Consider the following 18,842-nt stretch of genomic DNA (forward strand, 5'->3'; position numbering starts at 1 on the left):
TTTCCTGTTTTGCTAAGCCCTAAGCCCCACTCCCTAAGCCCCACTCCCTAAGCCCTCACCCATGTCCCACTCCGCTCCTCCTCCCGTCCAATTGAAGGTCTCACCCGGCGACAAATACGCCATCGTCGTGGCTCGCTGGAATCATGAAATCACCGGCGCTCTCAAGGAGGGCGCGGTGACGACTCTGACAGAGCACGGAGCTCAGTCACGAGTGGTCTACGTGCCCGGCTCGTTTGAACTGCCGCAGATGGCCCATCGCATTGCCACGACGGGCGAATATGTCTCCGTGATCTGCCTGGGGGTCGTCGTCAAAGGGGATACCCGACACGACGAATACATTAACCACGCCGTTGCTCAGGGGATCACCCAGGCCGGCATGTCGACAGGCGTTCCGATCCTCTTTGGCGTTCTCACCGTCGAAAACCAGCAGCAGGCCATCGACCGCGCCGGCGGAAAGTACGGAAACAAAGGGAGCGAAGCCGCACTCGCCGCAATCGAGATGGTTCAGTGTTATAGAAATCTATAGTCTCTTCGTGCTAATATTTTCCGAGACGCTTTGCAGGAAGGTAATTTGAAACAGAGACATTTGCTTCAACTTGCTGATGAACGCGTTAAAGATGCAGAGATCTTATTCACCAACAAGCGGTGGTCCGCGGCCTATTATCTTGCCGGATATGCGATCGAATGTGCATTGAAGGCGGCAATTCTCGCCAAGTTGAGTCGTCAAAAAATCGGAAATGAGATTGTCTTCCTGGAAGGCGATAGCGGAAGGAAGTACCGCGATCATAACCTTGAAAACCTCTCTCGTCTGGCTGGCTTGAGCACTCAGCTAAACTCTGTTGCATCGCAGAATCCAACTCTTGCCAAGAACTGGTTAATCGTGAAGAATTGGCAGGTTGATACGAGATATGATCGCAGAACGACGAGAAAGAAAACACTTGATCTGATGTCAGCCGTTTCGGACAAGAAAGATGGGGTATTGATATGGATCAAGAATTCCTTGTAGATAACCAGATTGATGCTGGGCAACTCGTCATTCATGAGTTCCAGGCACGAGGATTTATTGTTGACGTTGCCTTCTGGCTGCGAGAATTGGATTCTGACGACTGGTATTTGTACATCTCCTCGGATCGGGTTGCAGACGAACAACCAGAGGCCTACGAAGCCATCGTGGCCATATTCAACTCGCATCCAGAATTAAGTCGGAAAATGGACTTGTTTCGTATTCGACTGATTGACGGCGATGATGAACGAACGCGAATTGCTTCTCGGATCTCGTTAACCAGATCAAATACGCATGCGCATTATGTCAATGAGTTTACTTACCGGCTTGGTGGTACGATCGCGTACTTTTATCCGCCGTTATCGGAATTCAACAGAACACGCCTGTTTGAGAAGGTGCATGGTGCCCGCATCAACTAGATAATCTGAGTTTCGATTTCTTCATCCTCTGAACGCTTTGTTTCCTATCAAAGCGGGCTACAATTGCCTGTTTGGCTTTACCACCGCTTCTTTTTCTCGATTCAATACTCCATGGCCAACCGACGCAAAGCTCGCGAACTCGCTCTTCAAATGCTGTATCAGGTCGACGTGAACCCTGATGTCAGCCCGGCTGATGTACGTGTCATGATTCGTGAGTACATGACTGACGATCACGACCTGCAACGATTTGCCTGGCAGTTGTTCGTCGGCACGCAGGAAATGCGTCAACAGCTCGATACCAGGATCGAAGAGATTGCAGCGAACTGGAAGCTGTCGCGCATGGCAGTCACGGATCGCAATATCCTCCGCATGGCCTGTTACGAGATGATGCAGGTCAAAACACCTCCGAAGGTCGTTGTCGATGAGGCGATCGAACTGGCCCGCACTTTCGGCGGCGAAAACTCGCCCGCATTCGTCAACGGCATCCTCGACCGCATGATGCCCCCCGCGACGACATAATTGGACTTGTGTGTGCCACGGCCGTCTCGGTCGTGAGATTGGGCGTGGCTGCAATCCAATAATGGCGGATAGAGTCATGCCCCGCTCGCTGTGTTTTCTGACGACATCCGGTCTGCTAAGATCGTCGACATGAAACATGAACTGGATCTTCCTCGCGCGGCTCGTCAGGTCCTGCGTGACCTTGCGCTTGCAGGATTGTCCGAGATTGCGGTGACAATCCCGTCTCAGGAGTCGATAGCGGCTTTGACAGTCGAGCTATCGTCACTGCCCGTTCCTCAACCGACAACTATCGCTCCCCAGCCCGTCCCACAGGCTCCCCTCGCGCGACCTGCGTCACCTGTACCCGCCGTCGCTGCAACTCCGCCAGCTTCGAAACCATCAACTCCCGCGCTCACTACCGCTCTGCCTGATGAGGCAAGGACGCCCATGCCCAAAGTCAAACGTGATCCCAAGACCATCAGCCTCGAACTGGCCAAGTGGGCCAAGACGGTCTCGACCTGCCAGCGCTGCCAGGAACTTGCTGCAACTCGAACTCAAACCGTCTTCGGCGTCGGCAATCCGACCGCCCGTGTGATGTTCATTGGCGAAGCCCCCGGGGCAGATGAAGACGAAAAAGGCGAGCCATTTGTCGGGCGAGCCGGTCAACTTCTCAATAAGATCATCGCTGCCTGCGGCTGGGAACGCAGTGACCTCTACATCTGCAACATCCTTCGCTGCCGACCTCCAGGGAACCGCAATCCGCTCCCGAGCGAAGCGGCGAATTGTCGCGAATACCTCGATGCTCAGATCGCTCTCGTCCAGCCAGAATACATCGTCTGCTGGGGCACGATCGCTGCTCAGAACCTGCTCGGACTGACCGAGCCGATCAGTCGCATGCGTAAAAAGTTCTTCGAGTACAAGAACTCCCGCGTCCTGTGTACGTACCACCCGAGCTACCTGCTGCGAAACCCCAGTGCAAAGAAAGACGTCTGGGAAGACCTGCAGATTTTGCTTGTTGAGATGGGCGTTGACCTGAATACGCTCCCCAAGCCCGCGAAGTAACGCGGCAGATCGAACCCGCATGCGTCATGGCGGTGGTCAAGGTTTTCACCTTCGATGTCCATCCGCACGGCTGACACAGCCGTGGCACACACGAGGGAACATCGACCTTAAATAGCACGACGGCATTGGAGGATGAACTCGGGCGGAGTAGAATTCCTATTGCGAATAGTGCGATCTATCAGGAATGAGCATGGAAGCCAGCGAGGCGTTGTCAGTCGAAGCAGTTTTAGGCGATGGGGGTCTCATTGCGCATCGACTGAAGTCTTACGAAGCCCGCCCGGAACAGCTCGAAATGGCGATGGCCGTCGAGAATGCGATCGCCAACGGACATCACCTGATCGTCGAAGCAGGCACAGGGGTCGGCAAAAGTTTCGCCTATCTGGTCCCTGCGATTCTCGCAGCGGCCCGTCGCAATGAGAAAGCCGAGAAGAACGTCGCGAAGAAAGATCGCAAGAAGATCATCATCTCGACGCATACGATCAATCTCCAGGAACAGATCGTCTTCAAGGATCTGCCGTTTCTCAACGCGATCATTCCCGAAGAGTTCACGTTCGTACTCGTGAAAGGTCGCTCAAACTATGTCAGCTTGCGTCGCATGAAAGGGGCGATCGATAAGTCGTCGAGCCTGTTCGCGATGAACGAGGAAATGCGCGAACTCGAACAGATCGCCACCTGGACACGCAATTCCAAAGATGGCAGCCTCGCCGATCTTGAGTTTTCGCCCCAGCGGGAAATCTGGGATGAGATCAAAAGCGAACACGGCAACTGCCTGGGACGTAAATGCCCGACGTATGAAGAATGTTTTTACTACCGCGCCCGACGACGGATCTGGAATGCCGACGTCCTGATCGTCAATCATGCTCTCTTCTTTTCTGACCTGGCGCTGCGCCGGGAAGGGGCATCGGTCCTGCCCGAATACGATACCGTCATCTTCGATGAGGCTCATACCCTTGAAGCGGTCGCCGGGGACCACATGGGCCTGTCGATTTCTGGTTACCAGCTGAGTTACCTGTTCAATAAGCTCTATAATGATCGCAGCCAGAAGGGGCTGCTGGTTCACCACAACCATGTCGCGGGGCAAAAGCAGGTGACGAAACTGCGCTACCTGTCCGATCAGTTTTTTGACGATGTGGGTGTGTGGAAGGACCGCTTTGCCAGAGAGAATGGTCGAGTTCGAGAGCCAGCAGGGATTGATAACACGATCTCCAACGAGCTGCGTGCGCTGGCGAGATCGCTCGATCTGTATTCCGATGGCTTCGAAAAGGAAGAGGAACGCATCGAATTCCGCTCAGCCAGCGAATCTCTCAAAGGGCATGCGCTCACGATTGAAAGCTGGCTCGAGCAGCGGATGGATGATGCGGTTTACTATGTCGAAGAATCAGGACAGAAGCGTCGCAATATCAAGCTAGTCTCGACGCCCGTCGAGATCGGGCCGATCCTGCGCGAAGAGCTGTTCCAGAAAGTCCCCACCGCCATTCTAACCAGCGCGACGTTAACCGTCGGCAAGCAGAGTTTTGACTTCGTCCGAAAACGACTCGGAGTCTCGGGTGGCGAAGAACTCAAACTCGGCAGCCCGTTCAATTATGCCCAGCAGGCCAAACTCGTTCTCTACGACGGCATGCCCGATCCGAGCGCGATGCCACACGTCTTCGAAGACCGCATCATTGAGGAGATCAAAAAACAGATCGAAGTGACCCAGGGGCGAGCCTTCGTTTTGTTCACGAGTTACTCGTCGCTTCGCAACTGTGTGGCGAGGCTGCAATCGTGGCTGAACAGGGAAGGCTATACGCTGCTCAGTCAGGGTGAGAACACGACACGCGGATTGTTACTCGAGCGATTCCGAATTTCTCCGAAAGCAGTTCTGTTTGGGACGGACAGCTTCTGGCAGGGAGTTGATGTCCCCGGCGATGCGCTGGTGAACGTCATCATCACGCGACTGCCGTTCAGCGTGCCGGATCAGCCTCTCCTCGAAGCCCGTCTGGAACGGATCAAGGAACAAGGGGGAATGCCGTTTATGGATTATCAGGTCCCGGAAGCGGTCATCAAACTCAAACAGGGATTTGGTCGCTTGATCCGCAGCAAGTCGGACTGGGGTCAGGTGGTGATCCTTGATCCACGCGTGAAAACCAAACGATACGGGCGAATGTTTCTGGATAGCCTGCCGCGATGCAAGGTGGAATGGGTCCGAGTGTGACCGCAGCAGCCAACGGTTTGCGCAACGAATCATTTTCAGACGCACCGTTTGGGAAAATCCGTATATCCCTGGCGTGCCCTGGTCGTGTAAAATGGATTGGTTTTTGAGTGTTGAATACGAGGACCGATCAGGTGCACGTGATCAGTCCGAGCGGCGATGGAGAACCGATTCCATGGTGTGGCCAAAGCTAAGATCTTCGCTGATCTGTCTGTGCGTCATTATGCTCAGCGGATGGGTAGTCACACCGGCTCAATCGCAATTTCCTTTTTTCCCGCAGAAAGCTGAGCAAACAGAAAAAGAGCTCACGCGAGACTGGTTTCTTGCTCCAGGTCGAAACATCGAGCGGATGATCGAGCAGTCCGAGTCACTCATCGAAGACGGACATTATCGCGAAGGTGTTTTGCTGCTTCAACAGATTCTCGATAAGCACGAAGATTTTTTTCTCGCCCCCAATTCCACGATGACTCTGCGACGACGTATCGAGCAGATCCTGCTGACACTACCTCCTGCTGGGCGCGAGACTTACGAACTTGAGTATGGCAAGGAAGCCGAGTATCAGCTCAAACTTTACGAAGAGACGCGCGATGCCTCTCATCTGTCAGACATCATGCGTCAGTATCGGGCCACACTCGCTGGGCAGAGCGCATCGCTGATTGTCCTGGCGCGAACATTCGATCGTGGTGACTACCTGGCCGCTGCGACTCTGGGGACGGATCTACTCGAGCGTCAGACTCTGACGCGCGACCAGCGAATTTCGGTCATGTGGCAGACGGCTTTCAGCTGGAACACCTGTCACCAGGACGCTCGGGCGAAAGTGCTGCTGGATCAACTGAGAACATTGACGACGAATGATGAGTTCGTGCGCAAGTCGCAGTTTCTCTCGATCCCTGTTCCGACGCAGCTTGGTCCGCCTGAAAAGTCCGCCCAGGAGGGGACGACTCAGGCTGGCCAATCGACGGTTGATGTCCATCCCGTCAATGAATGGAGAATGCCTCGTGGGACAGTGGATCGCAATCCGGCTGTCGGCGCCCTGAACAGCATCATGATCGACCGCAAGATCACGGCGCTGCGTCGAACGAGTCAGCCGGAGTTTCAGACGGAAGTCGACTACCTGCTGGAGCAGATGAAGAATGTCCCTCCCAAAGATCCTGCTGCACGACAGTTGATGGCGACCAATCCGATTCTGACGAAGGATCTCATGGTGACTCGCACGCTGTCGGGACTGTCTGCTTTTGCACTGCCAAGCGGGAAGAAGGTCTGGGAGACGGCGTTTAATGACCTCGAATTCGAATTCATCGCCAAGAACAGTCTGTATGCGCCGAGCATTTCGGAAGATGACTACCCGGAGACCTTGAAGCGTTACCTGATCCAGAAATCACTGATGAATGACGTGATCTCGTCGACGATCAGCAGTGATGGGAGTCGTGTGTATGTCATTCAGAACGGGGGCGTGCTGGGAGTTCGCCAGTCGCCTCAACTTTCTGATCACCCGATTTTGACGAAGTCGTTCAACAAGCTTTCTGCCTACGACATGAAGACAGGAAAGATCAGCTGGCAGGTCGGAGGCTCGCATTCAGCGACGAAGCTGCCGCTGGCGGGGCTGTATTTTCTTGGACCGCCTGTCGAGTGGAATGGGGTTGCTTATGTTCTCGGAGAACTGAACCAGGAGATCAGGCTGTACGCGCTCGATCCTGTCAAAGGGGAACCGCTGTGGTCTCAGCCTCTGGCGCTGACGGTCAGCCCCCCAGAAATGGATCTGGAGCGCCGGATTCAGGGACTCTCGGTCAGTGTGATTGATGGCATTCTGATCTGCCCGACGGGAGTCGGAGTTGTCTCTGCATTCAACCCGACGACGCGTCAGTTGTTGTGGAACACGTATCTGTTCGACACCAACAATCCAGATTCGCAGTTCAGCCAGGGCAACCTGAGGAACGTGAATGCGGCTAACAATCCTTATCTGCAGTATCAGACAAAACTCAAGCAGTTGATCGAACCTGACTGGATGGATTATCCGGTGATTTGCACGTCACAGGAGATCCTTGTCGTCTCGCCGGAAGACGATTCGTTGTTCTGTCTGAACGTTGACGGGACGATTCGGTGGAAGATGCCTCGCAATAACAATCTCTGTGTGGCGGGGATCTATCAGGGTACAGTCCTGGTCTACAGCGACCAGCAATTCAGTGCGATTGATGCCGCGAGCGGTAAGCCGACTTGGGCACAGCCGATCCAGATTCCACAGCCGACTGGGCAAGGTCTGCGAGCGGGGTCGCACTATTATCTGCCCGTCGAAGGGCATCGGATCTGGACGATCGATCTCGAGCGAGGTCGTCTTCTGGTCGAAACGGCCCTCCCGGAGGAGATTTCGATTGGGCATCTGATGATTCATCAGGATCAACTGGCCCTTTACACGCCGGATGAACTTTGGCTGTTTCGCTCGGTTGCGGACGTCAAGAAGACGTTGAGCATGGAGATTGCTGCGAAGCCGAATGATGGCATGCTCTGGTTGCGAAAAGGGCAGTTGGAACTGCAGCAGCACAATGATGAAGCAGGAATTGCAGCTCTCAAACGGGCGTATGAATTGAACCCTGCGGGACCTGCCCGGGAAGTTCTCGCCCTGTCGCTGCTCGAGAATTTGCGGACGGATTTTCAGAAGACGCAGAAAGATCTCGAACTACTGAAAGTCCTGATCACCGATCCTCAGATGAAAGCGCGACTGCTGGTCTGGACGGTCAACGGACTGATTCAACATGGCCAGTTGAAGGACGCATACACAGCGCTTTTCGAGCAGATCGATGCGACTGGTTTTGCGGACGTTTTGATCACGACAGAGAACAATCATGCCGTCCGGATTGATCGATGGATCGATAAGCGTTTGCAACTGATTGCTGTTGATCCGAAGAACGACTTCCAAGACCAGATGACACGCGAGCTGACCGAATGGGTCCGTAAGCGCATAAGTAAAGGGGACTCGATCGAGGCGGCGTTTCGAAATCTGCCTGTGCCTGAAGAGACTCTGACGGGCTGGACGAAATCGGTTCTGAAAGATCCTCAGCTCGACTCAGCTGCGCTTGAATGCCATTTGATCTGGCTGCGTCAAACCGGAACTCCGGAACAGGCCGGATGGGCGAGCGAACACTATGCAGATCTGATCGAAGGCTGGAAGCTCGCTGGCTGGGAATCACGGCTGTTGAAGATCGTCGGTGAGTTGGGAGAGCGATTCGCCAGGATCACGATCGATGACGGTCTGACCGGAGAGGGGGCCGTTGCCCAATGGAAGAAGAAGTCCCCTGCTCTATTTGCTTCTCAAAGTGACAATCCTGTACGGATGCCGAATGTTGAGCAAGTCGCACCCGATCAGAATGATGCCAGTTATCGGGCTCAGATGGTGAGTCGTTATCCGATGCGTGTTCTGCATGGCGAAGATTCCGCATTTCTGGGATGGGATTTTTCGATCAATCAGACTCGAAATGCGATCCTGATTCGTGATGGTTTGCATCAGTTGCAGTACCAGATTCGCATTCCTCATAACATCCAGTTTCAAGATCCCCGCAATAACTATGCACAAACGCAGGGACACCTCGCGACCGTCGTCGCAGGGCAGACGATTACGACATTCAACCTGATGAGCCTGGCCAATCGACCTGGTGAGGCAATGTGGTCTGTCAGTCTGGAGCCTACTGCGACGAGTGTTGCGGATGTGAATCGGATCTTCCAGGAACCAACGTCAATCGTCAGTTCAATTTCGAAAGCGGTTGTCTGCACGCTGACCAATCAGCATCTGACGTGTCTGGATGTGCTGTCTGGAAAGACGCTGTGGCGTCATCATCATCTGGCCCAGGGGCTGTATTACCCGCGACTCTTCACGACGAGCAATCACGTCATCGTCTGCGGGCTGTCAGCGGAAGAGAAGAAAGTCGCCGGTTTTGTTCTGGATGTCATTGATGGCAGCGTCGTCAGAACCATGAGCGAAGACGATGCAGAGCTTGTCATGAACAGTCTGCAATATGGTGATGACTTCTGGCGTTTCATTCCGAGAAGCAACGCGAGACTTGTCGTCTGGAATTTCAATGCGGATGGAAGCTTCAATCGCGTGCTCGAGCAGGGAGTCTCCTCGAAGTCCATTTTCAAACAGAGTTACCAGGGGAATCATGCCCTGCTGGTCGACCGTGAGGGAGCAGTCCGGGTTTATGACATGCAGACGCGTCGACTCGTTGTGGATGATGATCTTGCGGGTCGTTTCGATCCGGCTCTCATTGAGCAGTTCGAGATTCATGAAGACCTCAGGAACATCTATCTGATGCTACCGAAGACGGATCTGGATGAATTGTACGTCCATGCGATGGTCACCCTGAACAGTCACAAGTTTGCCGGAGAACTGGCGGCGTATGATATTCGCACGGGACGCCCTGCGTGGACGCAAGAGTTCGCAGAGGGGCAGGCGCTTGATCAGGATCAGCCGAGAGAATGGCCGTTTCTTGTGCTTGCATCGAATGTTGCCAAGCAGGATCCGCAGCGTCCGAATCAGAATCAGAACTTTCGTCGTGTGTCTCTGATTGATAAACGGACCGGAGAGATTCTTCAGCCCGAGAAGAACGAACTGGGCTCTCACGAGACACTGCGTCTGTATGCTTATCGCCCGGACGCGAAAGTCTTCGAGATCTACTTCAGCCGGAATCAGTCATTGAGAGTGACGTATCCGGGGAAGTAGATGAAGGTCGAAGGACGAGTCGAGACAGTTATTCAACCAGGCGGCTGCCGGGGTATTTGATGATGTCTTTGAAGATGTCGGTGAGGGTTTGTTCGTAGACTTTGGGGTTGCCGGAGCCGCGGGGGCCTTTGCCGCTGTCGTCGGTGGCGGCGGTTCTTGAGAGCTTGTCCATGAAGGTGTAATCGGCTCCCATGCCCATGCCGACGGGGTAGAGACTGCCTTTTTTCTGCTGGAACATCCCGGCTTGCATAATGGCAGAGTTGTACCAGATGTAGTCGGAGCCGTAGTACTCGTCGCTGGGGTTTTCTGAGATGAAGGTCTCGACTTCGGAGGCGGGTGTTTCCCAGACGTTGGGGACGCCGTCGGTGAGGAGGACCATGACTTTGTCCGCGAACTTGCGTCCCTGACCGCCATCGGATGTATCGCGAAGCAGTTCTCTTGCCATGCTCATGCCGATTTCCGTCGCGGTGCTGTTGCCGACGTCGCTGGTGGCCTGGAGGGTCGTGCATTTGACCATGGCGGCGCGATAGTCGGAGGTCAACGGGACGAGGATCTCGGGTTCGTGGTAGGCGTCTTTGGCGTCGAAGGTGATGATTGCGATGCGGTCACCAAAGCCAGGGGTAATCGACTTATTCATTTCATCGACGACATCGAGAGCTGCGATCAGCGATCGACGGACGGCGTGCATCGGCTGCTCGCGGGGCGGGAAGTCGAAGTCGCCAGCGGGAGTGCCTTCCTTATGATACGGGCAATCAGGGCTGTGAACGGAGAGAGGTGTCTTGTCGGGCAGTGAGAGTTTCGCGTTGGTATTGTTGGCGTAGGTCGGGCTGCGATCTCTGCCCCAGTCCATCATGTATTGGACGTAGGTGATGTAGCCGATTTTGTTCCGCCAGCCGTTGGCGTTGCCTGCGGAGGGATAGATCGACTTATTGGGGTTGTTGAAGCCGGTGATACGTTCGCCATCCTGAGATGGTGGGAGGGTGACCTTGAGGGTCGAGCCGTTGCGCGGCAGACCGGGGCTGGAGGCCTGTGAAGGTGTCGAGAGAAGAATGGTTGCCGTCGTTGACGATGACGTCAAAAAGGCAGGAGCAGCGATGCGCGAGCCGGAGCGAGGTGAGTCGAGCGTCATGCGGAACGGGTTCTCGGGAAGGTCGGTCGGCAAGTACATGCCGGATGGTGGCTTGGGTGGTGGGGGTGGTGATGGTGTACCGCCGCCTCCGCCGCCGCCTCCTCCGTTGCCGTTGCCATTACCTCCGCCGTTACTGGGCGGAGCCGGTGGATTACTGCCGACGCTTCGGCTTTCGATGATGTAATCGAGGTATTTTTCCCAGTAGGAGTAGTTCGACTGCGAGTTGGGTGTGGGCTTGGCTTTGGGCATCTGGACGGCGATTTGTTTATCGATGATCCAGCGGTAGGCTTTGGTTTTGCGGGTCGATTCGTTGTCGTTATTGTTGATGCGGTAGCGGCCATCGATTGAGGAGCCGGTGAGTGGGCCGTTGTCTTTGGTGAGTTCTGCGTAGGCGAGATTATTGGCGGTGACCCCTGCCGGATTGCCGATGTACTGGGTTGAGCCGGGATAGGAGCCATAGCCGAAGTCCGTGAACAGGTCTTTCATCAAGTCGGCCCCGGCACTGGGGAAGCCTTGCGACTTGAAGGTGTTGTCGATGGTTGAACTTGCCCAGCAGGGTTCGGTGTCGTCGTTCATCGAACCAGACAGGTCGACGACGAAGACGATGTCGCGTGGTGCGAGCATGGCGACGGCTTTGGCCTGGGAGGTGAATTTCTTATGGCCGATGACGCCGGCGATGAAGGTCGGTTGATCGACCGCGCGGGCTGTGATGCGAACGGCATTGGCTTCTGCGGGGTTGACGACGAACGACTTGCTGGCGAGGTCGTACTTGCCCAGCTCGATGTGCTCGTTGTTGAGAGTCACTTTCTTGCCCGCAGCAGGGTTGAGTTCGGCCAGCTGACGCGCGACCTTCTGGACTTCCGCTTCGCCGTTGGGGATTTCTGAAACACTGCCCATGGCAGCAGCGTCAGCAGTCAACTGCAACTCGGCTTTGACGTTCGTCATGTAGCCGACGTCGACGGTGAAGGCACAAAACGCGAAGACCATGATCATGCAGACGGCTGCGAGCACGATGATCGCGCCACGCCGATTGGAAGAGTCATTTTGAGAGTGACTGGAAAGGCGGAGCATCAGTGACCCCATCAAGTAGAGCGAATGAAGAGAAATAGTGAATCATTGAAAAATGGGTTACTCACGTCGCATGGTGGCGATGCCGACGAGTTTTTTTCCCTTGAGGAAGGTGCCCGGGATGAAGGCGACTTTATCGAAGGCGACACTCACGTTGACGGTGATCATGTCCCCTTGACTGGACTTGTCGACCTGATTGGCGGGGTCTTCGTTTTCCGGGTCGGGGGTGATCGTGGTTTTGATAGTGACGTCGGAGTTGGTCACGTTGCACGACTGTTGCAGGAAGGTGCGGACGGTCGAGTCGACAGCGGCGTTGGTGGAGCCTTCGAGGATCGCCTGTCGTGCCCCGATGCGAGCGGCGTTGGTGACCAGTTGAGAGACCATCATGGCCCGGCCGAATTCGACGATTGTGAAAATGACGAGCAGGAACAACGGCAGGACGATGGCCATTTCCACCATCGCCGCTCCGCGTCGGTTGTCGGTGAAAGCAAACTTGGGCATATTCACAGTCGATTTCCTGAACAAGAAAGGCATGGAGAATTCACCACGAAGACTCAAAGGGCACTAAGTTTCACAAAGTCTTCCGGTAAGCAAAGAAGTACAAACTTCTGTGTTCGTGATTCCTGGTGTTCTGAGAAACTTTGTGGTGAAGGTTTCTCAGCATAGGTTCTGATGCAAAGCTAGGATGAGTTTTGCACAGGAGTAAAATTCGCAGTTAAAATGAGCCTAAAAGTTAATGAGATCATTATTCGAAGGTCAGACTGGTCTGATCAGGTGAGTTTTGGCAACATGGAAGGCGGCTTGGGATCAGGAAACACAGATGCTTGAGAATGGGCAACAATGAACACACATTAATATTCATTCACATGCCTCTGATTGCCGTGACAACAATTCGTAAGACAAGCATCAATGGATTATCAGAAGAAAAATCAGGCGGCTTATAACCAGCTGGTACGCGACGGAAGTCCGTTTGCGAAAGTCGCGACGGATCAGGAGTGTCTTGCGCCGCTGGATACGCTCGACTCGCGTGGCTGGATTCCGAGGCCTGTGCATGGGCTGAAGGTTCTGTGTTTAGCCGCCGGGGGTGGGTGGCAGTCGATTTTGTATGCCTGCGCGGGGGCTGAGGTGGCGGTCCTTGATATTTCCGAGGAGATGTTGGCGCTCGATGCGCGTGAGGCTGAGAGGCGCCATCTGACGATGCAGATCGTGCAGGGATCGATGGATGATCTTTCGATGTTTGCCGACGAGCATTTTGACATCGTGCATCAGCCGGTGAGCAGTTGTTACATCCCGGACATCATGGCGATGTATCGCGAGATCGGGCGGGTGTTGAAAGTTGGCGGGATCTATATCTCACAGCACAAGCAGCCGACGAGCCTGCAGCTGACGCATCGGACGCATCAGGAGCAGTATGTTCTCGGGATCGAGTATTACCATAACGGGGCGCTGCCGGTGGTGCCCGATAAGAAGTATCGCGAGGTCGGGACGTCGGAGTATCTGCATCGCTGGCAGGATCTGGTGGGTGGGTTGTGTCGCGCGGGATTTGTGCTGGAAGATCTGGTCGAGCCGAAGCGGGCGGGTCCAGATGGGACACCGGGGGGGACGCAGCATCGCGGGCGGTTCATTCCGCCGTATGTGAGGATGAAGGCGAGGCGGGTCGAGACGAAGATTGTGTTGAATGAGCAGGAGTTGTGGTTGCCGAAGTGATGGTGTGGGGGGAACGTTTTGGGAACTCGGCGTTTGGGTTCAGCTTGGAAGCGTATGGCGCTGCTTCTTGTGACTTTGTCACCCAGCCGTGAACGGCTGGGCCACCCCGAGAGAGTGGGATGCTCGACTTCAGTCATCGCCTGGCGTACGCTTAGGGAGACGAATTCATGTATGAAAGGAATCGTTATGCGCGGTTATCTTATTCGAATTGTTTGTGTTGCTGTTGTTGGCTTGTTGACCACTTCCCTGTCAGCTGCGGAATGGACGAAGGAATCACTCGCGGAGGTCAAGAAAGCGGTTGAGGACGGGAAAGCAGTCTTGCTTGATGTGCGGGAGAAATCGGAGTGGGATGCAGGGCATGTTGAGGGAGCGATTTCGCTGCCGATCAGCCAGCTGAAAGATGGGATTAGCCAGGAAGAGCTTGATCGGCTGCCGAAGGATAAAGTGATCTACGTGCATTGCGTGGTGGGGAAGCGGGCGTTGCAGGCGACGGAGTTGTTGAAGCCGAAGAAGGAATCGCTGAGGGCGATCAAACCAGGGTACAAGGAGTTGATTGAAGCGGGGTTTCCGAAGGGGAAGTAGGATCCATTGAGCTCAAAAGAAAAGCCCATTGTCCAATCGTGGATAATGGGCTTTTTTGTGTATTGGTTATTGGGAGGGCGAACCTCCGTGAGAGCCGGGGCTTTGCGAAATCTAAGCCGTGAACAGCGCAATGATGGCTTCGTGCTCATCGTCCTGAAGGGACGATTTCTACCAGCCCAGGATGAAATCCTGGGTTAAGGAAAGCGTTGAAAGATCACCACCCTGAAGGGGTGGGTTCATCGTGGAGTTCATGGTGAGCCGTCCCTACAGGACGGAAGAGATTTCTTGACCATCGCTAACCCAGGATTTCATTCTGGGCTGACTGATGACGGCCCTTCAGGCCTGAGAAAAGATGTGAAAATCAATATCGAGTCGTTAACAAGGGATGCAACGCGGGACAGCTTCCAGAAATCCCTCATCCGACCTCGAAGACTCGGCCACCTTCTCCCCGGGGGAGAAGGATCAGAGAGAAGATTACTCTTTGTCGAGGATCATGACTTCGACTTTGCGGAATTCGGCTCGGCTGCTTTCGGCTTGGAGGGAGATGTAGCCGCTGTCGATGAGTTCGCCGTCGTTGGTTTGGGGTTTCTCGTATTCGAGGACGACCTGGCCGTTGACGTAATGGATGATGCGGCCTGAGCCGTGGACTTCGGCTTCGGCTGTGACCCAGGTATCGCCTTCGAAAGTTGGAGACGATGAACTGGTGCAGTGAGTGGTGTGGAGCTTGCCTTTATAGACGACGTGGGTATCGGGCGTGCAGAGGTTCATCGTCGGGCGTGGCTTGTCGTCGATCTTGGCGAGGAACTGGGCTTCGATGCTGCGAGGGAAATCCTGGTCGAGCTTCATGGTCGCAGGATCCTGGCAGTGAAGCATGACGCCGCTGTTGAGCTTGGCCCAGCCTGGGCCGCCGGTCAGTTGCGGACCGGGGATGCGGTACTCGATGCGGACGCGGTAGTGAGAAAATGGGCTCTTGTAGAAGAGGTGGCCGAAGTTTTCTTTCCAGGCAGGGACGTTCTCGTAACTCGCCGTGATGGCTCCGTCTTCGACGCGGAAGATCTTATCGGCGTCTTCGCCAAACTTCTGGCCGAGGATTTTGGGTTTCCAGCCAGTCAGGTCTTTGCCGTTGAAGAGGGAGATCCACTCTCCTTTGGGCATGTCTTCGGCGAAGGAAACGGACGAAGAAACACAGACGATGGCGGCAAACGCGAGAAGGAGTCGAATCATGAGTGAGCCTTCAAAGGAATGTGCAGATGGACCATTTTATGATACTCCGATCAGGGCCTGAATTGTAAGCCGCGAAACGAAAAACGGCTCCCAGTTTTCCGGGAGCCGTTCGTTATGGTCGATCAAACGTTCTCAGTTTGAACTACTTTGCACAGCAGGCTTCGGTGCAGGCTGCCTTGACGGCCGCAGTTTCGGTGACTGCGGTCGTGCAGGTGCAGGTACATGTTTCGCAGGTGCAATCGCCGCCGACGCAGCAGTTGCAGCCTTCTTCGCAGGCGCAGGTGCAGTTTTCGCAGGATTCGCAGCCCACACAACAGCTGCAGCTGCTGGCGGAAGTGAGTGAACTGACTGCGGTTGGAACGGCGAAGCCAGCGGCCATTAAGGCGATGGATGTCAGGATATTGATCATGAGATAACTTTCTGTGAATTGGCTGTGAAATTTCGAACGAGACATTTCGTTCGAGTTAACAATGAAATGACAAACAGCAACGCAGTGGTTCCCGCTCAGTGAGAGGGACGAGCTGTGGTCATCATTTCAGCCAGACACAGTGAAGTTGCAGCAGCGCGCACGGGGAGCGCGAGGTAATGAGACTCCGCTCAAGACGGGAGTCGGGCTGAGAAGCGAGATGCGTAATGTCGACAAGCGACGTTAAGGCCATCGGGAGAACAGGCGCGTTATCGATGCTGTCAGAAATGTGTTCCGTTTGGCTGGAAGGCGGGGTCACAGCAGCGGTCTGGGCATCGTTGCAGCAGCAGATGGCAGTAGTACTGCCATCGAGACAAGGCAGAAGGGACGAACCGCGTTCGAGGGAAGGCAGTGTCGGCTCGTCGTGCGAGGTTGAGCAACAGCTGCCGGAACAACAGGGCGCTGCCTGGGCGACCGCCTCAACTTCTGTTGTGCAGCAGGCGTCCGTTTTGAGTTCGACACCCAAGCAACAGGCACATGGAACCATCAGCGCACTGTTCATGACCAGTGCGAGGAAAGCCAGGAAGTGAGCTGCGGTCGTTGCCATGACATCTATTATGCAACGGAATGCGTGGTGAAGGAAGAGCGATTTTGCTGAAGATGGCTTCTCTACAATATCGACGTTTTTGGAGCGTCGATGTCTATCGCGCGGACGAGCGTGTTTCTTGCGGCTGCGCCGTCGGGGCTGGGATAAGCCCGACGACTCGGTTTTATGAGAGACTAGAAATCAAAGCGTCAGTTGCAGATGGCGATTTCGGCCCGGGCGTGGTCGATGTAGTTGGTGAGCATTTTGCGTTCGTCTTTGGGACTTTTCTTCAGGCAGTCGGAGAGGAGTTCTGCACATAAGCCGGGGCGGCCGACTTTGAGAGCGATGAATCCGAGGTCTCTGCGTTCTTCGTACGACGTCGGGTTGAGTCGGGAGAGTCGAAGCTGGACCTGCCAGCTGGAGGACCAATTTTCCTGCTGGATGAACAGGGACTTGAGGTTGTTGAGCATGCGGACGACGATGGCTCGCGGGGCAGCTGGTCGGAGGCAGTGGTCGATGAGATTGGAGTCGATGCCGATGAGATCGGACAGCCAGTCGAGGCATTGTTTCTGGGTCATGATGCGGCCGCGGTAGGCGTCTATGAAAAGGGGGTCGCCCAGGCCAGAGTCGTGTTTGAGAATGAAGTGCATCGGCGTCGACACGCCTGTCAGAGGAATCCCGGCTTTGTTGCCGACTGCCATGTAGACCAGCGAGAGAGTGATCGGCAGGCCCATGCGAGTTTCGACGACTTTATTGAGAAAACTGCTTTCAGGGCGTTTGAAGCATTCGTGATTGCCGTGGAAGCCGTCGTTGGTGGCGAGCTCGCTGACGAGGACCTGGAGGGCTTCGTGGGAGTCGTTTTGCTTGAGCAGTTTGTTCGCGAGTTCCTGAGCTCGCAAATCGATCCAGGCGAGAGTCTCGTCGAAGCGGAGCTGAGGATCAAAATCGCGGGCCAGTTCGAGGGCGGCGACGGGGAGGTTGACGTTGCGTTGACGTCGGATCAGTTTTTGGAATTCGCGGTCTTCGGTAAATTGCACGTGTGAATCTTCAGGCGAAAAATCGTGAATCGACATGAAACGCAGCCTTAAAAAATCGATGATCGGACAGCTGATGATGCGAAAATCATGAAGCAGACGAGATCAGGTCGAAACGGGAGACTTGCGTGAGGAAATATGGCAGGACGGATAGTCCAATCATCATGACACAGCCCGGAGGAAAAGTGATCATGTGAAAAAAGACGTTCTGAATCAGAAATGCCAATCGATGCGAGAAACGCCAGGATAGGTCAGGTGTGGCAGTACTGCCCCACAGCAGCCATTGTGGACTGACCAGCCCTTTGGGGCAATCCCTGAATTCAAAAAACAGGCGCAGAACGTCTAATCCGTCGGCAGGACTGGATGTAACCGTTGCAGATTTGATAGGCTGCCAATGGATTACGTTGGCTCATCGAGCACAACACATGGAACGGAGACTAAACAGTGGACAATCTAACAGACTCATCATCGGACACCGCGTCCTTTGTAGCGCCCAAGCTCAACAAGCTGCAGCGTCGACTTTTGGGGACGCTGATCGAAAAGGGCTGCACGACGCCCGAATACTATCCGATGACACTGAAAGCCTTGACGGCTGGCTGCAACCAGAAGAACAACCGCGATCCAGTCACCAATTATCAGGAAGACGATGTCGAAACCGGCATGCAGCAACTCCAGAAAACCGGTCTGACGGCGATCGTCCATACCTCGGGCGGGCGGACGGAGCGCTATCGTCACCTCATGCGTCAGGTCATGACCATGAGCGAAGCGCAGCTGGCGATTCTGGGAGAACTTCTCCTCAGGGGAAGACAACAGCTCGGCGAATTGCGTTCGCGCGCCAGCCGAATGCGTCCGATTGAAACTCAGGAGCAGTTGAAGAGCGAACTCGAAGCCTTGATGGCGCTCGGACTCGTCGCCAGTGACGGTGATCTCTCGCGACGCGGTGCCCTGGTCGATCACCTGCTTTATCCAGAGCAGGAAGCCAAGCCAATGCCTGCGAGAGTTTCGATGGGGTACGACGGAGATGATGAGACGACACCGTCCTCGCCGAGTGTTTCGTCACAATCGAGTTCCACCACGTCGAAATCCAGTCCAGGTAGCAGCGAGCTTCTTCAACTCAAAGAAGAGAATGAAGAACTTCGGTCGCAGCTTGATCGACTGGAGAGAAAAGTCGACTCGCTGGAAGAACAGTTCGAGCGGCTCAAGCGCGATCTCGGGGTTTGAT

General features: G+C 54.8%; 16 protein-coding genes. 11 read left to right on the forward strand and 5 right to left on the reverse strand.

The annotated features are described in order from the left end of the window. Positions 1-61 precede the first annotated feature (61 nt). The 7 genes from ribH to SH248x_RS14605 all read left to right on the forward strand — a co-directional run bounded on the left by ribH (position 62) and on the right by SH248x_RS14605 (position 9,884). Positions 62-526: a 6,7-dimethyl-8-ribityllumazine synthase gene (gene ribH / locus SH248x_RS14575; protein WP_459555017.1), complete on the forward strand. Its 465-nt coding sequence runs from the start codon at positions 62-64 to the stop codon at positions 524-526. 45 nt (positions 527-571) lie between these two features. Beyond that, on the forward strand, positions 572-1,006 hold the full coding sequence (locus SH248x_RS14580) for a HEPN domain-containing protein (RefSeq protein WP_459555018.1): 435 nt from the start codon (positions 572-574) through the stop codon (positions 1,004-1,006). Further along, positions 985-1,422, forward strand: coding sequence for a hypothetical protein (locus SH248x_RS14585; RefSeq protein WP_459555019.1), 438 nt, complete (start codon positions 985-987; stop codon positions 1,420-1,422). The genes SH248x_RS14580 and SH248x_RS14585 overlap by 22 nt, the downstream gene beginning before the upstream one ends. Before the next feature lie 111 nt (positions 1,423-1,533). Continuing rightward, positions 1,534-1,941: a transcription antitermination factor NusB gene (gene nusB, locus SH248x_RS14590; protein ID WP_459555020.1), complete on the forward strand. Its 408-nt coding sequence runs from the start codon at positions 1,534-1,536 to the stop codon at positions 1,939-1,941. Positions 1,942-2,070: 129 nt separating this feature from the next. Beyond that, positions 2,071-2,982, forward strand: a complete 912-nt coding sequence (locus SH248x_RS14595; protein WP_459555022.1) for a uracil-DNA glycosylase — start codon at positions 2,071-2,073, stop codon at positions 2,980-2,982. A gap of 190 nt (positions 2,983-3,172) precedes the next feature. After that, entirely contained in the window at positions 3,173-5,176 is a 2,004-nt protein-coding gene (locus SH248x_RS14600) for an ATP-dependent DNA helicase (RefSeq protein ID WP_459555023.1), read from the forward strand. A 172-nt stretch (positions 5,177-5,348) separates the two neighbouring features. After that, positions 5,349-9,884: an outer membrane protein assembly factor BamB family protein gene (locus SH248x_RS14605; RefSeq protein ID WP_459555025.1), complete on the forward strand. Its 4,536-nt coding sequence runs from the start codon at positions 5,349-5,351 to the stop codon at positions 9,882-9,884. A 28-nt stretch (positions 9,885-9,912) separates the two neighbouring features. Here SH248x_RS14605 and SH248x_RS14610 read toward each other — a convergent pair whose 3' ends face one another. Both SH248x_RS14610 and SH248x_RS14615 read right to left on the reverse strand, forming a co-directional pair. Next, entirely contained in the window at positions 9,913-12,084 is a 2,172-nt protein-coding gene (locus tag SH248x_RS14610; RefSeq protein ID WP_459555026.1) for a vWA domain-containing protein, read from the reverse strand. 57 nt (positions 12,085-12,141) lie between these two features. Beyond that, positions 12,142-12,582, reverse strand: coding sequence for a TadE/TadG family type IV pilus assembly protein (locus SH248x_RS14615; protein WP_459555027.1), 441 nt, complete (start codon positions 12,580-12,582; stop codon positions 12,142-12,144). A 408-nt stretch (positions 12,583-12,990) separates the two neighbouring features. On the opposite strand from SH248x_RS14615, the gene SH248x_RS14620 reads away from it, so the two are divergent. After that, entirely contained in the window at positions 12,991-13,788 is a 798-nt protein-coding gene (locus SH248x_RS14620) for a class I SAM-dependent methyltransferase (RefSeq protein WP_459555028.1), read from the forward strand. 186 nt (positions 13,789-13,974) lie between these two features. Then, positions 13,975-14,370, forward strand: coding sequence for a rhodanese-like domain-containing protein (locus SH248x_RS14625; RefSeq protein WP_459555029.1), 396 nt, complete (start codon positions 13,975-13,977; stop codon positions 14,368-14,370). 474 nt (positions 14,371-14,844) lie between these two features. Here SH248x_RS14625 and SH248x_RS14630 read toward each other — a convergent pair whose 3' ends face one another. Beyond that, on the reverse strand, positions 14,845-15,594 hold the full coding sequence (locus SH248x_RS14630; RefSeq protein WP_459555030.1) for a 3-keto-disaccharide hydrolase: 750 nt from the start codon (positions 15,592-15,594) through the stop codon (positions 14,845-14,847). Positions 15,595-15,731: 137 nt separating this feature from the next. On the opposite strand from SH248x_RS14630, the gene SH248x_RS14635 reads away from it, so the two are divergent. Then, entirely contained in the window at positions 15,732-16,010 is a 279-nt protein-coding gene (locus SH248x_RS14635) for a hypothetical protein (protein ID WP_459555031.1), read from the forward strand. 114 nt (positions 16,011-16,124) lie between these two features. On the opposite strand, the gene SH248x_RS14640 is transcribed toward SH248x_RS14635, so the two are convergent. Together SH248x_RS14640 and SH248x_RS14645 are read right to left on the reverse strand one after the other, a co-directional pair. After that, positions 16,125-16,607: a hypothetical protein gene (locus SH248x_RS14640; RefSeq protein WP_459555032.1), complete on the reverse strand. Its 483-nt coding sequence runs from the start codon at positions 16,605-16,607 to the stop codon at positions 16,125-16,127. 188 nt (positions 16,608-16,795) lie between these two features. After that, positions 16,796-17,623: a SirB1 family protein gene (locus SH248x_RS14645; RefSeq protein WP_459555033.1), complete on the reverse strand. Its 828-nt coding sequence runs from the start codon at positions 17,621-17,623 to the stop codon at positions 16,796-16,798. Between the two features lie 441 nt (positions 17,624-18,064). Here SH248x_RS14645 and SH248x_RS14650 point away from each other — a divergent pair, with 441 nt between their 5' ends. Beyond that, positions 18,065-18,841 carry a YceH family protein gene (locus SH248x_RS14650; protein WP_459555034.1) on the forward strand — a complete coding sequence of 259 codons (777 nt, stop codon included), beginning with the start codon at positions 18,065-18,067 and terminating at the stop codon, positions 18,839-18,841. Position 18,842: the final 1 nt, after the last annotated feature.

Origin of the sequence: Lacunimicrobium album, from assembly GCF_052161635.1 — a bacterium.
Lineage (GTDB): Bacteria > Planctomycetota > Planctomycetia > Planctomycetales > Planctomycetaceae > SXPC01.

Coding starts and splice junctions, on each gene's coding strand:
- ribH (WP_459555017.1), top strand. CDS start 62: ATGTCCCACTCCGCTCCTCCTCCCGTCCAATTGAAGGTCTCACCCGGC.
- SH248x_RS14585 (WP_459555019.1), top strand. CDS start 985: ATGGATCAAGAATTCCTTGTAGATAACCAGATTGATGCTGGGCAACTC.
- nusB (WP_459555020.1), top strand. CDS start 1,534: ATGGCCAACCGACGCAAAGCTCGCGAACTCGCTCTTCAAATGCTGTAT.
- SH248x_RS14595 (WP_459555022.1), top strand. CDS start 2,071: ATGAAACATGAACTGGATCTTCCTCGCGCGGCTCGTCAGGTCCTGCGT.
- SH248x_RS14600 (WP_459555023.1), top strand. CDS start 3,173: ATGGAAGCCAGCGAGGCGTTGTCAGTCGAAGCAGTTTTAGGCGATGGG.
- SH248x_RS14605 (WP_459555025.1), top strand. CDS start 5,349: ATGGTGTGGCCAAAGCTAAGATCTTCGCTGATCTGTCTGTGCGTCATT.
- SH248x_RS14610 (WP_459555026.1), bottom strand. CDS start 12,084: ATGCTCCGCCTTTCCAGTCACTCTCAAAATGACTCTTCCAATCGGCGT.
- SH248x_RS14615 (WP_459555027.1), bottom strand. CDS start 12,582: ATGCCCAAGTTTGCTTTCACCGACAACCGACGCGGAGCGGCGATGGTG.
- SH248x_RS14620 (WP_459555028.1), top strand. CDS start 12,991: ATGGATTATCAGAAGAAAAATCAGGCGGCTTATAACCAGCTGGTACGC.
- SH248x_RS14625 (WP_459555029.1), top strand. CDS start 13,975: ATGCGCGGTTATCTTATTCGAATTGTTTGTGTTGCTGTTGTTGGCTTG.
- SH248x_RS14630 (WP_459555030.1), bottom strand. CDS start 15,594: ATGATTCGACTCCTTCTCGCGTTTGCCGCCATCGTCTGTGTTTCTTCG.
- SH248x_RS14640 (WP_459555032.1), bottom strand. CDS start 16,607: ATGGCAACGACCGCAGCTCACTTCCTGGCTTTCCTCGCACTGGTCATG.